Source organism: Maridesulfovibrio bastinii DSM 16055 (assembly GCF_000429985.1).
GTDB lineage: Bacteria > Desulfobacterota > Desulfovibrionia > Desulfovibrionales > Desulfovibrionaceae > Maridesulfovibrio > Maridesulfovibrio bastinii.
Genome location: NZ_KE387015.1, coordinates 111,664 through 125,382, shown reverse-complemented (window position 1 = coordinate 125,382; position 13,719 = coordinate 111,664). Strand labels below are relative to the sequence as shown.

The following is a 13,719-nucleotide window of genomic DNA, read 5'->3' as shown; positions in this document are numbered from 1 at the left end:
CGGAGAGGTTTTCTTTTTATTAAGCTGGCACTGATTTTATCAGTTTTTACATGATTTTTTCTGTTCCTCTTCGTCACGCAGCGCACGCCTGAGAACCTTGCCAACCATGGTTTTGGGTAGTGAGGTCCTGAATTCAACCTGTCGGGGAACCTTGTATCCCGCGAGCTTTTCACGGCAGTAGGCTATAACTTCGGAACGATCCATGGCTTCGCCTTCTTTGAGGACAATATAAACCTTGATGATTTCACCTCTGGTTTTGTGAGGCAGGCCAACTGTTACAGCTTCCATAATTTTAGGGTGCTGGTAGAGCACTTCATCAACTTCGCGGGGGTAAATGTTGTAACCGCTTGAAATGATCATATCTTTTTTACGGTCAACAATGAAGAAATAACCCTCTTCATCCATATACCCGATATCACCGGTGTAAAGCCAGCCATTGCGGATTGCTCCGGCTGTTTCATCCGGCCGGTTGTAATAACCTTTCATTACCTGAGGGCCTCTGACAATTAGTTCTCCGAGCTTTCCGGGAGGCATGGGAACGCTGCCAACCTCCATGTCAACAATAGCTGCATCGGTTGATGGAATGGGAACTCCGATGGAGCCGATTTTCTTTTTGCCTTCGAGGGGGTTGAGGTGCGTTACGGGAGAAGCTTCCGTAAGCCCGAAACCTTCAACAATTTCAGCTCCGAAAACCTTTTTGAATTTCTGTATACCTTCAACAGGCATCGGTGAGGAGCCTGACAGACAGTATTTTACCGTTGAAATATCGTATTTATCGAGATTTTTCTGTTGCAGCAGTGAGATGTAAAGCGAAGGTGCTCCCGGAAAAATAGTCGGCTTGACCTTGTGCATGGCTTTTAAAACGTCAATCGGGACATAGCGCGGAAATGGAACCTGTGTAGCCCCTAAAGAAGTTGGAAAGTTCAGACAGACAGTAAGCCCGTAAATATGAAAATACGGCAGGATTCCCAGAAATGTTTCTTTATCCCTTCCCAGCTTATGCAGCATGGCGTGACACTGCTGCACGTTGGCCCCAAGGTTGGCGTGGGTCAGGCTACAGCCCTTGGAAAGACCGGTTGTGCCACCGGTGTATTGCAGTATTGCAGTGTCTTCTTTCGGGCGCACCGTTGTTGACGTGTAGGTCTCAGTCCCTTTGGTCAGAGTATCCCACTGAATTATAGTATTTCCGTCATATTCTATATGAGGACGATTTTTCTCTCTGAGGCTTTTGAAATTGTAAAGCTGCTTCAAAGGAAACCGGAGGGCATCACTTATGCGGGTCACAAATATTTTGCTGAGATTGAGCCTGTCTTTAAGAGTGGATATTTTTTTCCACAGGAGATCAATGGTTATAAGAGTTTTGGTCCCGGAGTCTGTAAGCTGGTGGACCAGCTCTGTTTCCATGTAAAGCGGATTTATCATGGTCACCACCGCCCCGGCCCGCAGCACGGCCCAGTATGACATTATAGTCTGAGGAGAGTTGGGAAGCATCAGTGCTACCCGGTCTCCGGGTCGAACTCCGTGGCTGCGCAGGTTGGCGGCCATTATTTCGGTTGTCTTTTTGAGCTTTTCGTAGGTCACCGACCAGTTCTGGAAGACAATGGCCTTTCTTTTGGGCCATCTCTGTGCGGTGCGGTCAAGCAGTTCAAAAAGAGGAATTTCTTCGAAATCAACCTCGGGAGTAACTTCAGGGTCGTAATGTTTGAGCCATGGGCGATCCGGTTCCACTCTTGTCCATCCATTATAGCTGAATTTTTACCTTCGGATGTAATAACAGCACGGCTCTTAAGCACGCAGGTCTGCTGAAATATTCCGATCGGTTTGAATAAAGGGCATCCGTTTCCATTCCCCATCACACCCGGAGGTGAAACAGAGCAGGGAGGGGGAGTATATGAAGGGGCAAACATTCTGGCAAGTATGAATGTTTACTACCGTATTAAATCCCTGCAATTTCAGTTTACTGTGACTTTAACGGGACTGTTTTTCGGCAAAAATGTCCAGAAGACTGCCTTTCAGTTGGGCAATTCCTTCTTCTGACAGTTCGCTGAAAGGGCAACCCATTGTGTATGATGCCGCACGCGGATGCGGGAAGTTTTGAAATACAATTCTGCTTTTACCGTCGTTCTGCTCACGGATAAGCAGTTGTACTGCTGTAAGGCATGCAACAGGGCCGCTCTTGATACGCTGTATCTCAGGGGACCATTCTTCTACCATAACCGGGTAGTCGTTAAAATCATCAATTCCCCAGTCAATTCCACTCATAAGCCCTATCTGCTGTTCTTCAGGAAGTACCGCAAGCTTAGGATCAATACTGCCGAGCCTTGCTTCGATAATATATCTGGCTTCAGGGCCGGGAGCATAAGTGTATCCCATTGCTTCAAGTGCGCTGATAATTTCTTTCTCAATGGGAACGGTTCCAGATTCAAGCTTTTGAGGCAATCCGTTATCGTTAAGCTCGAAAAGTGTGACATGGAAGTCAAACGTTGCAGGGCTGGGGGAGAAGTTGTTGTTGATGCTGACAGACTGACTGCTCTGCGCTGAGCAACCACAGATGAGCATGGTTGAAAGAATAACCAAAATTGCTGTAAGTCGTGATGATTTCACAGGGATTCCTCAAATTTTAGCAGGTTGATTTTCGTTTTTCTTAACACTCCTTATGATGAGTAGTAAATATGCTTGTTTTTGTGTGCTTCTTTAAATAAAAGAATGTATAGTATCTTAACATGTTTTAGCTGTTGTAAAATTTTAACGGAGTGTGTGGTGGATAAACCTGCTTTGAAAATAATGGATGGAAGTTTTTCCGTCTGCCGGTTGAAAGCGGATGATGAAGTTCCTGAATGGTCTCACCGGGATGGTTTTTACAGTATCTCAAGAACAGATGAAGAACTCTCAATTGTCTGTGAACAGAAAAATGTTCCTGAAAGTGTTAAAAGCGAAGGTGATTTCAGTATAATAAAAGTTCTAGGCCCGCTTGATTTTTCTTTGACCGGAATACTGGCCAGAATCTCCACGGTGCTGGCTTCGAAAAAAATAAGTATTTTTGCTATTTCTACTTTTGATACGGATTATATTCTGGTCAGAGTTGTTTCATTGGGGAGGGCTGTGGATGCACTGCGCCTTGATGGCTATAAAATAGTTTGAAAAGTAAGATAAATAAAACCAGAGTGGGCAGTCGAGATGAGTAAAAGTGATATCCTTCTTGAGACCGGTACAAATGAATTTGAATTCATCGAGTTTTATATTGATGATGATTCCCTTGATGCTCCCCGGCGTGACTATTTCGGGGTGAACGTTGCCAAGGTTCTTGAGGTTGTCGAAGCCCCGGCCGGGCTTGAAGTTTCAGAAGGAGCACCGCATCCCAGTTATCTGGGGACGATACCGTTGCGAGACCTTATTCTGCCGGTAATAGACCTTTCGGTATGGCTTGATATAAAAAAAGAGATAAAAGAAACAGACCTTATCGTGGTAACTGAATTTAATGGAGAGGTTACCGGGTTTCTTGTTTCCGGAGTGACCCAGATTCACAGGGTCTTCTGGGGTGATCTTGAAGCTCCCAGCAAATATATTTCCGAAGTTGAGACAAACTGCATCACCGGGACACTCAGTCTGGGAGAACGCTTTGTTTTAATGATTGATCTTGAGAGCATCCTTGCCGAACTTAATCCGGGAATGATGAAACTTGATGAAGAGAATACATATCACGGAGATGAGGTTTATAAAGCCGTTATAGCTGATGATTCAACTTCGGTACGGGCTCTGCTGCTTAAAAATTTTGAAAATGCCAATTTTGAAGTAAATGCCTTCTCCGATGGGGAACAGGCCTGGCAGGGACTACTGGAAATAAAGAGAAAAGCTGCTGAAGAAGGCCGTGACATCACTGAAGTTCTTGATATTGTTATAGCTGACATTGAAATGCCCAGAATGGATGGCTATACCCTGACAAAGCAGATCAAGGAAGATAAAGAACTTTCAAAGCTTCCGGTTATTCTCTTTTCATCTCTTATTACAAAGGGACTCTTTCACAAGGGTGAGCAGGTAAAAGCTGACGATCAGGTTACCAAGCCTGAATTCAGTGCGCTTACTGAAAGAGCCATTGCCTTAATCGAAAAGTATCGTCAGAAATCTCTGGACGTTTAATTTTCTAGCTGTTTGCAAAGTTAAAAAAGCAGTCTTTTTCTTAGTGAAAAAGACTGCTTTTTTGTTGGTCTATTTTTTTGTCCAGCCCCGATCATTCATACAGCGTTCAAACGCATTGGCTGAAGTGTAGTTTTCTGAAAATTCAGCTTCATAAGTTGTCGGTTCCAGAGCTTTGGTTACTTATTGACCTCAGGTCTGTTAAACTGGAAATGTTCTGATTTTATTCACAGATACTCGATACATTGTATTATAAATAAAAAAACGATATTGAGTTCCACAGTATATGTCAGTTTGTGTGGGCAGCCATCTAGTTATATTCAGGAACAAAATAAGGTAGAATTTGGAAGAGCCATGTATAAAAAAATAAATTTTGGAAAAGAAGATAAAATATTTCTCATACTTCTTACCGGATTGATAGCACTATATTTTCTTCCTTTTTTGACTTCTTATCTTCCTTACAATGATGATTTTTATAGAATTTTCAAAGGAAACTCTTGGGATGATGATGGCAGACTTCTTCCATCACTAATAATAAGGTTTCTTGGTCATTCTTCAAGCATATACAATCCAGCACCGCTGCCGATGGTTCTCAGCATAGTTACCTGCGGTTTCGGCAGCTTTTTGTTGAAGAAATTGTATATCGATAATCATGATCCATATTCTGCCGCATTAATGGCGTTTGGTTTTGTCTTTAATCCTTTCCTGCTGCTGGCTATGTCATTTCAGATGGATTGTCTTGGTTTTTCTTTAAGTCTTGTCTTACTTATAATTCCGTTTATTTTTGCTGTCCCAGATTGTACCAGACAAAAAATTAAGTACCACTGTTACTCCGCTTTGTGCATTTTTCTGAGTCTCAATTGTTTTCAGACTTCATTGGGCTTTTTTATGGCTCTAGCCACTATAGAAGTCGTCTACGGAGTCTATAAGAATGACAATAATATTAAATTATTGTTTGGAAGGATGTTTCAGCTAGTTCTAGGTTTCGTGGTGTATAAGCTGTTTTTGAAACTTCCATTTATAGCCAATATCGCACGTAGGCCTGGAAGAACAGAATTTGTTGAATTCTCTACAAAAGGTTTAAATGACTTAGGTAATAATTTTTTAAATATTGTTAGAGCTATTTTAGATTCGTTCAGCCAGATGCAGATCATAATTCTGGGGATACTTGTTGTTCTGAGTTTACTTTTTATTTTAAAACTCTATCGTTGCAATCGCAGAGCAGCAAAAATTAAAAATGCTGACAGATTATTATTTTATATAGCAATCTTTTCTCCATTCCTTATTTTCCTATTTTCATTCCTTCCTATGTGTTTCATAAATTTCCCGATTTTAGGAAAACGCTATATGTTAACTTCGTTTAGTGGATTTACGTTTTTCTTATTCATTACTGCTGGTTGGTATTTAAAAAAGCAGAGGCGGATTTTGTTGGTGTTAGTGCCGATAATTATTTCGGCATTCGGGTTTAGCTATAATATGTTTAATCTTCTTGAGTGCGAATATGAGTTTCATAAGCCCATTGTCGCTGCAATAGCTCAGGATATAAATTCTGCCTCTTTGGATAATAAAGCTACGCTGTATGTAGGTGGAAATCTTGGTCGCTCTCGTTATTTCAAGAGAGTGGAAAAAAATTTCCCAATTGTGAATGACTTTAGAACCAATCATGCATGGGCTGTTGAGTATCAGTTGTCATTTTCAGGATGTTATCTGGAAAGGTATAAGCGGTTTACCAGTATGACTGATGTTACGGGTAACGATCTTAAAAATATGCCGATTCTTACACAAAGCCATTACTATAAAATATATAGGCATGGTAGAGATTTGATACTGATTTTAAATAATTAGTATTAGAAGTTCTTTAGAATATTAGAGGTAATTATGTTTAATGATTCAAAAAATTCTAACATTTCAGGAATTATCAGTACTCCTCCTGAAGCCCGGGAAAATTTAAGCCTGATAAGCATTGTTATCCCTTTATATAATGAGAGAGAAGGACTCGATGCGTTGTTTAAAGCCATATCCAGTATACAGAATGAGATTTCTATCCCTATGGAAGTCGTTTGTATTGATGATGGAAGTTTTGATAATACATATGAAGCATTGTGTCTTAGGCCAGAACCATACATAAGAGCCTTTAAGTTTTCGCGTAATTTTGGAAAAGAGGCAGCTCTATCAGCAGGGCTGGATATGTGCAGGGGAGACGTTGTTATTCCTATTGATGCTGACCTGCAAGAGCCCCCGGAACTTATCTTAGAAATGATTGAAGAATGGAAAAAAGGATACGATGTTGTCTTTGCTGTTCGGAAATCGAGAAAACATGACAGTTATGCAAAACAACTTACTGCCGGTCTTTTTTATAAACTTTTCAATTTTATCAGTGAGTCTAAAATTCCAGAAAATTCAGGAGATTTCAGACTGATGGATAAAGCTGTTGTTGATGCCATTAAAAAAATGCCTGAACGAAACCGTTTTATGAAAGGTCTGCTTACATGGCCAGGTTTTTCTTCAACAAGAATTTATTTTGATAGGCCTGAACGTTTTGTAGGTGAAAGCAAATGGTCTCCGATTAAACTCTTAGGACTAGCCGCAAACGGATTGATCTCATTTTCTACAATTCCTTTGAGGGTTGCATTGATATGCGGCATATTGACTTCATCCATGGCATTTATCTTTGCCGTGTACGTTGTTGTCAGACATCTTCTTTATGGAGACCCTGTTCAGGGGTATGCTTCACTCATGACCGCAATAGCTTTTTTTGCGGGAATGCAGCTGTTGGCTCTGGGAGCTTTGGGTGAATATGTAGGAAGAGTTTATATAGAAACTAAGATGAGGCCTTTGTATATTATATCCAAAGTTCATGAAAAATCAGAAGAAAAAAATGACGCTTTATGATTCGTGAATATCTGCTTTTACCAATCAGGGAAAAGGGGCGCTTCGCTAGATTTATTGTTGCCGGAGTAGTAAATACAGCTGTTCACATAGGTATATTTACTCTGCTCATTAAATATTTACCCGTAGCGTATGCTAATGTTTTAGGTTTTCTGGTTGCCAATTTTTTTTCCTTTTTTGTCGCTTCATATTTTGTTTTTAAGGTCAGATCCAGATCATTACGGCAGTATGCATGTTTTCTTATGGCTTCCAGTCTTGGAGTTGTTATCAGTTATTGTATTGGACTTATCTGTGAACAGCTTAATTTAACCGCTATAGCTGCACCTTTGCTAACAGCCTTGATTCTTCCATTTTTTAGTTATCTTTTACAGCGGTTTGTTTTCATTGGAAATATAGGATGTAAAACGCAAACCAAAGTTGACTGAGCTTATGCAAAATTTGTAGATAAGAATTAAATTAGCTTACTGAAAGAGCCATTGCCTTAATCGAAAAGTATCGTCAGAAATCTCTGGACGTTTAATTTTTTCAGCTGCTTGCAGAAATTAAAAAAGCAGTCTTTTTCAATAAGAAAAAGACTGCTTTTTTGTTGGCCTATTTTTTTGTCCAGCCCCGATCATTCATACAGCGTTCAAAGGCATTGGCTGAAGTGTAGTTTTCTGAAAATTCAGCTTCATAAGTTGTCGGTTCCAGAGCTTCATCGTCGGTTCCAGCTCCTATGGGGACTTCTTCTGCTGCGACTTTATTGCAATATTCCTTATCCCGTTGCAGATATTCATCCCTTTTTGACTGGTCGACAAGATCCGGGTTCTGCCATGTGGCACATCCTCCAAGAATGAAAAACAAGAGTGCCGTTAAAATAATTCTTTTCATCATTTTCTCCTGAAACAGTTTTTATTCCTGCTTTAGTTCACGTGACATAAGATCAAGCACAGCTTTTACCGGGTCTTTGTCTTCGTATAAGATCCGGTAGATCTGTTCTGTAAGCGGCATATCCACACCCATTTTTTTTGCCAGCTCATGAACAGATTCAGTCGTTTTTACGCCTTCCGCGACTTTGCGCATTTTTAAAATCTCTGAAAGTTTGATCCCTTTTCCAAGCTTCAGGCCTACCTGCCTGTTTCTTGAGAGGTCTCCGGTACAGGTCAGCACAAGGTCACCCATGCCTGAAAGCCCCATGAAAGTTGCCGGGTTTGCCCCCATTGCCACTCCAAGCCGCTGCATTTCTGCCAGACCTCTGGTTATCAGCGCGGCTCTGGTGTTGTGTCCGAAATTGAGTCCATCGGCAATACCTGTGGCTATGGCCATGATGTTTTTTATTGCTCCGCCTATTTCAACGCCCCTGAAATCAGGATTTGAGTAAACTCTGAAGTAATTTGTTGAAAAAACTTCCTGTAAATTTTTACCGAGATTTTCATCTTCACATCCTAATACAACCGTTGTCGGCATTTCCGCGCTGAGTTCAAAGGCGAATGAAGGCCCTGAAAGGTGGGCGTATCTTGGAGAAAGTCCGGCAAGCGAATCACTGATCACTTGGGACATAGGCGCACCTGTATTCAGCTCAATACCTTTACTGGCGCAGACAACTACAGGTTTTTCCGGGAAAAGATGTTTAAAATTTTTTAAATTGGAGCGGATAAACTGGCTCGGGATAACTATCATGAAAATATCAGCACCGGACATGATCTTTTCCGGATTGCTGTCACACACAAGTCGTCTATCCAATTGGCATTCGGGCAGGTATTCCTTGTTAACTCCGCTCTGATTTATTTCTGCGGCCAGTTTGCTGTCTCTGGCCCAGAGTCCCGTTTCTATGCCTTTTTTGGCAAAAGTGTTGGCAAGAGCTGTTCCCCATGCTCCAGCTCCTATGACGGCTATTTTCATGAAAACTCCTTTAAAACATACGACTTAATTTTGAAAATATGTGGTATCATCAGGAATAGATTTGATTTTTTTCAAGCTTTGATCCGGCAAGATAACTACTATTGCGCCTTTGTAATGGCAACCTTGTTTCATTCTGGTATTATTTTGTAATAGTCATTTTACAAAACGCTCATGCTACTTGAGGATGAACCGATATGAAGGTAATACCCCATCATTGATCATGGCAATTGTTTTAGTAAAGATCTTTACACCGCACTCTTAAATATTGTCTGCGGTGATCGGGAGTTGTTTTTATGGCTATTAAATTCAGTGAAGTTGAGGAAAGACTTCTTGCCTATGCCGGGGGAAATCTTCCTGCAAGTGCCACCCCTTATGCGGATATAGCCGCAAAGGCCGGAACAGATGAAGCCACTGTGCTGGAACTTTTAACCAGACTTAAGAATGAAAAAATAATTCGTCGCTTCGGAGCAACTCTACGCCATCAGAAAGCCGGATACGGTGCTAACGCCATGGTTGCATGGCGTGTCAGGGAAGAGGAAAACCCTGAAAAAATTGGCGAGATAATGGCTGCCAGAATGGAAATAAGTCATTGCTACATACGGAAAACTTATCCCCAGTGGCAATATAATCTATATACTATGATTCATGGTAAAGGCCCTGAAGACTGCAAAAAAGTAGTGCAGGAACTTATCAGTGAAACCGGTATTGAAGATTATTGTATTCTGCGCAGCTTAAAGGAACTCAAAAAGACTTCCATGAAATATTTTCATGCGGAATAAAAGGAGCTAATCTAATATGACATCATCTTCAGATCTTTTTAAAAAAGCACAGGAAGTAATGCCCGGAGGTGTGAACAGCCCGGTCAGAGCCTGTAAGAGTGTCGGCTGCGATCCCTGTTTTATTGAAAAAGCCAAAGGCAGCCATATGTGGACTGTTGACGGTGAAGACCTTGTCGACTTCGTTATGAGCTGGGGACCCATGATGCTTGGTCACGGCTATGATGAAGTGGACAATGCCGCTATTGAAGCTGTTAAGAAAGGAGCCAGTTTCGGTGCTCCTTGCCCGGATGAAGTCAATCTGGCCAGCGAAATTGTGGAAATGGTTCCCGGTATTGAGATGGTCCGCATGGTAAACTCAGGGACTGAGGCTACTATGAGTGCTCTGCGTCTGGCACGCGGCGTTACCGGAAGAGATAAGGTCCTTAAGTTTGAGGGCTGCTATCACGGACACAGCGATTGTTTTCTGGCAAGTGCCGGTTCCGGATTAGCTACCTTCTCCATTCCCGGCACTCCCGGTGTTCCCGAAGATATTGTTAAACATACTCTGCTTGCCCCGTATAACGATCTGGGTGCAGTAAAGGCCGTGTTCGAAAAACATGGCAGTGATATTGCCGCTATTATTGTTGAGCCTGTTGCCGGGAATATGGGACTTGTTCTTCCCGGAGAAGGTTTTCTGCAGGGACTGCGTGATATCTGCGATGAATACGGAGCTCTGCTGATTTTTGATGAAGTTATTTCAGGTTTCAGAGTCTGCCTTGGTGGAGCTCAGAAACGTTTTGGAATAACACCTGATCTTACCACCATGGGAAAAATTATCGGTGGTGGATTTCCTGTCGGCTGTTATGGTGGAAAGCGTAAATATATGGAACGCATTTCTCCATGCGGAGACGTGTATCAGGCCGGGACCCTTTCAGGAAATCCTGTTGCGATGGCCGCAGGTCTTGCCACTGTTCGCGCTCTTGCAAAGCAGGATTACAAGGCTCTTGAAGAAAGAACCCTCAAATTTGCAACCGCGCTTAAAGAAGCCCTTGCTGAAAATGGTTTTACCACCACTCTCAACCATATTGGATCAATCTTCACTCTCTTCTTTACCGATAGTGAAGTTGTTGATTTTGAATCGGCCAAGAGCGGTGACACTGAACTTTATTCCAAATTTTACAGGCACATGCGTAAAAATGGAATCAATCTCGCTCCTTCAGCATTTGAATGTACTTTTACTTCTTTTGCGCATACCGAGGACGATTACGAAAAAGCTCTTAATGCTGTTAAAAGTTTTAAAGGCTGATTTAGCTATCCGGACCGCTTATCTTTGGCGGTCCGGATTTTCTCCTGTAATAACTCGGAACAGGCATGGTAAATAAAAGAATTGCAATATATGCCTTGACCGCAAAGGGTGCTGAACTCGGAATCCTTTTAAGGTCGTTATTTGATGCAGACCTGTTTGTGCTGTCCCGCTATTGTGATGCTGAATCGATAAGTTTCCGAAAACTTTCTGAAATCTTTCCTGATAATTTTAAAAAATACGATTCCCATGTTTTCATATCCGCCTGCGGCATTGTTGTGCGCTCCATTGCTCCGTTATTAGAGTCAAAGTTGAGTGATCCTGCTGTCGTTGTTATTGATCAGCAGGCAAAATTTGTTATCAGCCTTCTTTCAGGACACTTGGGCGGAGCTAATGAACTGACTGAAAAGATTGCCGCTAAAATAAATGCACAGGCGGTAATAACAACGGCAACGGATGTCAGTGGACTGCCTTCAATTGATCTTGTTGCTAAGGAATCAGGATTGTACGCTGTAAACCCCGCTGCTTTTAAGCATGTGAGTTCAGCTGTGCTGGATGGAGAGGATATTTGTATTTACGATCCTCATGAAATATTTTGCCCGGCTGCTAAATTTCCCGCAGTCAGAATTGATTCATTAGAAGATTTTACCAGAGACAAGACCGGGATATATATAGGCACCGGCAGAGCACTAAATAATAAAAAAATATTGTGTCTTCATCCTGAATCCCTTTATATCGGTATAGGGTGCCGGCGGGGTGCCTCTGAAACTGAAATTATGGAACTGCTTACGCAGGTTCTGTCCTCAGCTGATTTGAGTTGTGAGCGTATTGTAAAAATTTCATCGGTTGATTTGAAAAAAAATGAAGCCGGACTTCTCGCTGTGGCAAAAAAACTGGGAGTTGAAACAGCTTTTTATTCTCCTGAAGATTTAGAAACTCAGCATGTTGAATCCCCGTCTGATTTTGTCCTTCAGACGGTTGGAGTAGCCAGTGTCTGTGAAGCCGCCGCTCTTAAAAGTTCCGGCGGAAAACTGATAATAGGCAAAAGAAAAACTTCTAAAGTAACTGTGGCGGTGGCTGTAAAATGTTAAGTGTTGTCGGTCTCGGACCGGGAAGTAAAGAATTGATGACTGTTCGGGCTGTTGAAACAATTGAACAAGCCGAAGTTGTAGTCGGTTATACCGGATATATAGATTTGATTTCTAAAGCCATGCTTGAAGGTAAAGAAGTTCTTTCAACTGGAATGCGGGGTGAAGTGGAGCGGTGTAAACTGGCTGTAGAAAGAGCTGCTGCAGGCAAAAATGTAGTTGTTGTATGCAGTGGCGATCCCGGAATATATGCTATGGCCGGTCTTGTGATGGAAATTCTGGAGAAAAGAGATGATGCTAAGGATATAGAGTTTGAAATTGTACCGGGGGTTCCGGCTTTCTGCGCGGCTGCGGCACTTCTTGGAGCACCGCTTATGCATGATTTTGCATCAATAAGTCTTAGTGACCTGCTGACGCCATGGGAAGTTATCGAAAAGCGTCTGGCAGCAGCGGCAGATGCAGATTTTGTGATAGCAATATATAATCCCAAATCCAGAAAAAGAAGTGGTCATTTGCGCAAAGCCCTTGATATTGTGAGCAGATTTAAAAAAGATGATACTTTTGTCGGGATTGTGAATAAAGCTGACAGAGAAGGTCAAAATGTAATTATTTCTAAACTTGGTGAAGTTGATGAAGATAAAATCGATATGCAGACTGTGCTGCTTATAGGCAATAATTCAACCAGAAAATGGAACGATAAAATGATCACTCCACGGGGATATGCGGCAAAATATGACCTTGATGATTAGCCGAATCAGGTTCTGATACCCGTGATATTTAAGGCTTGTTTTTCTTCACCATACTTGACAGGCTAACCTTTCTCAACTAGATGTTTTGGGAAGACTGTAACTAGGTTAACGTTATTTTTAAGGAGGATTCTGAGGATGAAAAAGACCCTGCTTATCAGCATGGTAACTGCTGCTCTGGTATGTCTTTTCGCATTGCCTGCTCTTTATGCAGTTGATGCTCCCGGCGATTTGACTATTAAAGTCCCCGCCGGTGCAAAAGCTACCAAGACTCCTGTAGCATTTTCCCATAAGGGACATGCTGCAATCGACTGTAAAACCTGCCATCACAAATGGGATGGATCTGGTGCTATCAAGAAATGTGCTGCCGAAGGCTGCCATATTGACGCCAGCAAAAAAGGTAAAAAGAAACCCACTTCTTTCTATAGTGCTTTCCACGCTAGAAAGAGTGAAAACAGCTGCGTAGGCTGTCATAAAGCTCTTAAGAAAGCCAAGAAGGCAACTGGTCCTACTAAATGTTCCGCTTGCCATCCTAAGAAGTAAGTTTATGAATTCAAGGGGGCTTATAGCCCCCTTTTTTCCAATTATTACAGAGGGTACGCTATGTCTCCGGATACACCGGATAAAAAGGCCAAAGAAGAGTCCATCAATCTTGATGAAGTGATGCAGGAAGCTGCCACCGGAGAAAGTTCCGGAGGTGTGGCCTCAAATATTGATGAAAGCTTTGAGAAAGAACTTGAAGACCTTTTTTCCGAAGATCTGAATCTGACGGAAGACACCAGTCCTTCCGGTCAGGAAGAATTGGTCTTGGACGATATCGTTGAAGATGACGATGTTGATCTGGTTCTTGATGACGTAGCTGAATCAGATGACGATGTAGACTTGGTTCTCGATGACGTAGCCGAAGCTGGTGACGATGT

At 42.1% G+C, this 13,719-nt stretch carries 14 protein-coding genes and 1 pseudogene; 11 read left to right on the top strand and 4 right to left on the bottom strand.

From position 1 onward, the window contains the following. Nucleotides 1–39 precede the first annotated feature (39 nt). Nucleotides 40–1,728, bottom strand: a complete 1,689-nt coding sequence (locus tag G496_RS0116710; RefSeq protein WP_027180274.1) for a long-chain-fatty-acid--CoA ligase — start codon at nt 1,726–1,728, stop codon at nt 40–42. Nucleotides 1,729–1,968: 240 nt separating this feature from the next. Beyond that, nucleotides 1,969–2,604 carry a hypothetical protein gene (locus G496_RS0116705; RefSeq protein WP_051295120.1) on the bottom strand — a complete coding sequence of 212 codons (636 nt, stop codon included), beginning with the start codon at nt 2,602–2,604 and terminating at the stop codon, nt 1,969–1,971. Nucleotides 2,605–2,760: 156 nt separating this feature from the next. Between G496_RS0116705 and G496_RS0116700 the strand changes: the two genes are divergently transcribed. From G496_RS0116700 to G496_RS20750, 5 genes are all read left to right on the top strand, one after another. After that, nucleotides 2,761–3,141 carry an ACT domain-containing protein gene (locus G496_RS0116700; RefSeq protein WP_211233855.1) on the top strand — a complete coding sequence of 127 codons (381 nt, stop codon included), beginning with the start codon at nt 2,761–2,763 and terminating at the stop codon, nt 3,139–3,141. Between the two features lie 36 nt (nt 3,142–3,177). After that, nucleotides 3,178–4,137 carry a chemotaxis protein gene (locus tag G496_RS0116695; RefSeq protein ID WP_027180271.1) on the top strand — a complete coding sequence of 320 codons (960 nt, stop codon included), beginning with the start codon at nt 3,178–3,180 and terminating at the stop codon, nt 4,135–4,137. A 351-nt stretch (nt 4,138–4,488) separates the two neighbouring features. Continuing rightward, the gene (locus tag G496_RS0116690) at nt 4,489–5,979 is read left to right on the top strand and encodes a glucosyltransferase domain-containing protein (RefSeq protein WP_027180270.1); all 1,491 of its coding nucleotides are present in this window, start codon (nt 4,489–4,491) and stop codon (nt 5,977–5,979) included. Between the two features lie 33 nt (nt 5,980–6,012). Next, entirely contained in the window at nt 6,013–7,026 is a 1,014-nt protein-coding gene (locus tag G496_RS20185; RefSeq protein WP_084407603.1) for a glycosyltransferase family 2 protein, read from the top strand. Next, entirely contained in the window at nt 7,023–7,448 is a 426-nt protein-coding gene (locus G496_RS20750; protein ID WP_051295119.1) for a GtrA family protein, read from the top strand. The genes G496_RS20185 and G496_RS20750 overlap by 4 nt, the downstream gene beginning before the upstream one ends. 166 nt (nt 7,449–7,614) lie before the next feature. On the opposite strand, the gene G496_RS0116675 is transcribed toward G496_RS20750, so the two are convergent. Beyond that, entirely contained in the window at nt 7,615–7,893 is a 279-nt protein-coding gene (locus G496_RS0116675) for a hypothetical protein (protein WP_027180269.1), read from the bottom strand. Between the two features lie 21 nt (nt 7,894–7,914). After that, on the bottom strand, nt 7,915–8,904 hold the full coding sequence (locus G496_RS0116670; protein WP_027180268.1) for an NAD(P)H-dependent glycerol-3-phosphate dehydrogenase: 990 nt from the start codon (nt 8,902–8,904) through the stop codon (nt 7,915–7,917). 293 nt (nt 8,905–9,197) lie between these two features. On the opposite strand from G496_RS0116670, the gene ahbB reads away from it, so the two are divergent. The 6 genes and pseudogenes from ahbB to G496_RS21310 all read left to right on the top strand — a co-directional run. Beyond that, nucleotides 9,198–9,683 carry a siroheme decarboxylase subunit beta gene (ahbB, locus tag G496_RS0116665; RefSeq protein ID WP_027180267.1) on the top strand — a complete coding sequence of 162 codons (486 nt, stop codon included), beginning with the start codon at nt 9,198–9,200 and terminating at the stop codon, nt 9,681–9,683. Between the two features lie 16 nt (nt 9,684–9,699). After that, complete coding sequence (hemL, locus tag G496_RS0116660; protein ID WP_027180266.1) at nt 9,700–10,968, top strand: glutamate-1-semialdehyde 2,1-aminomutase; 1,269 nt, start codon at nt 9,700–9,702, stop codon at nt 10,966–10,968. A 65-nt stretch (nt 10,969–11,033) separates the two neighbouring features. Continuing rightward, nucleotides 11,034–12,056 (top strand): cobalt-precorrin 5A hydrolase, encoded by a 1,023-nt coding sequence (locus G496_RS0116655; RefSeq protein WP_027180265.1) that lies wholly within the window; start codon nt 11,034–11,036, stop codon nt 12,054–12,056. Next, a complete protein-coding gene (cobJ, locus tag G496_RS0116650; RefSeq protein ID WP_027180264.1) occupies nt 12,050–12,802 on the top strand; it encodes a precorrin-3B C(17)-methyltransferase in 753 nt (250 codons plus the stop codon). Before G496_RS0116655 ends, cobJ begins: the two co-directional genes overlap by 7 nt. 135 nt (nt 12,803–12,937) lie before the next feature. Then, nucleotides 12,938–13,342: a cytochrome c3 family protein gene (locus G496_RS0116645; RefSeq protein ID WP_027180263.1), complete on the top strand. Its 405-nt coding sequence runs from the start codon at nt 12,938–12,940 to the stop codon at nt 13,340–13,342. Nucleotides 13,343–13,402: 60 nt separating this feature from the next. After that, a pseudogene (locus G496_RS21310) lies at nt 13,403–13,719 on the top strand (hypothetical protein); the annotation flags it as partial.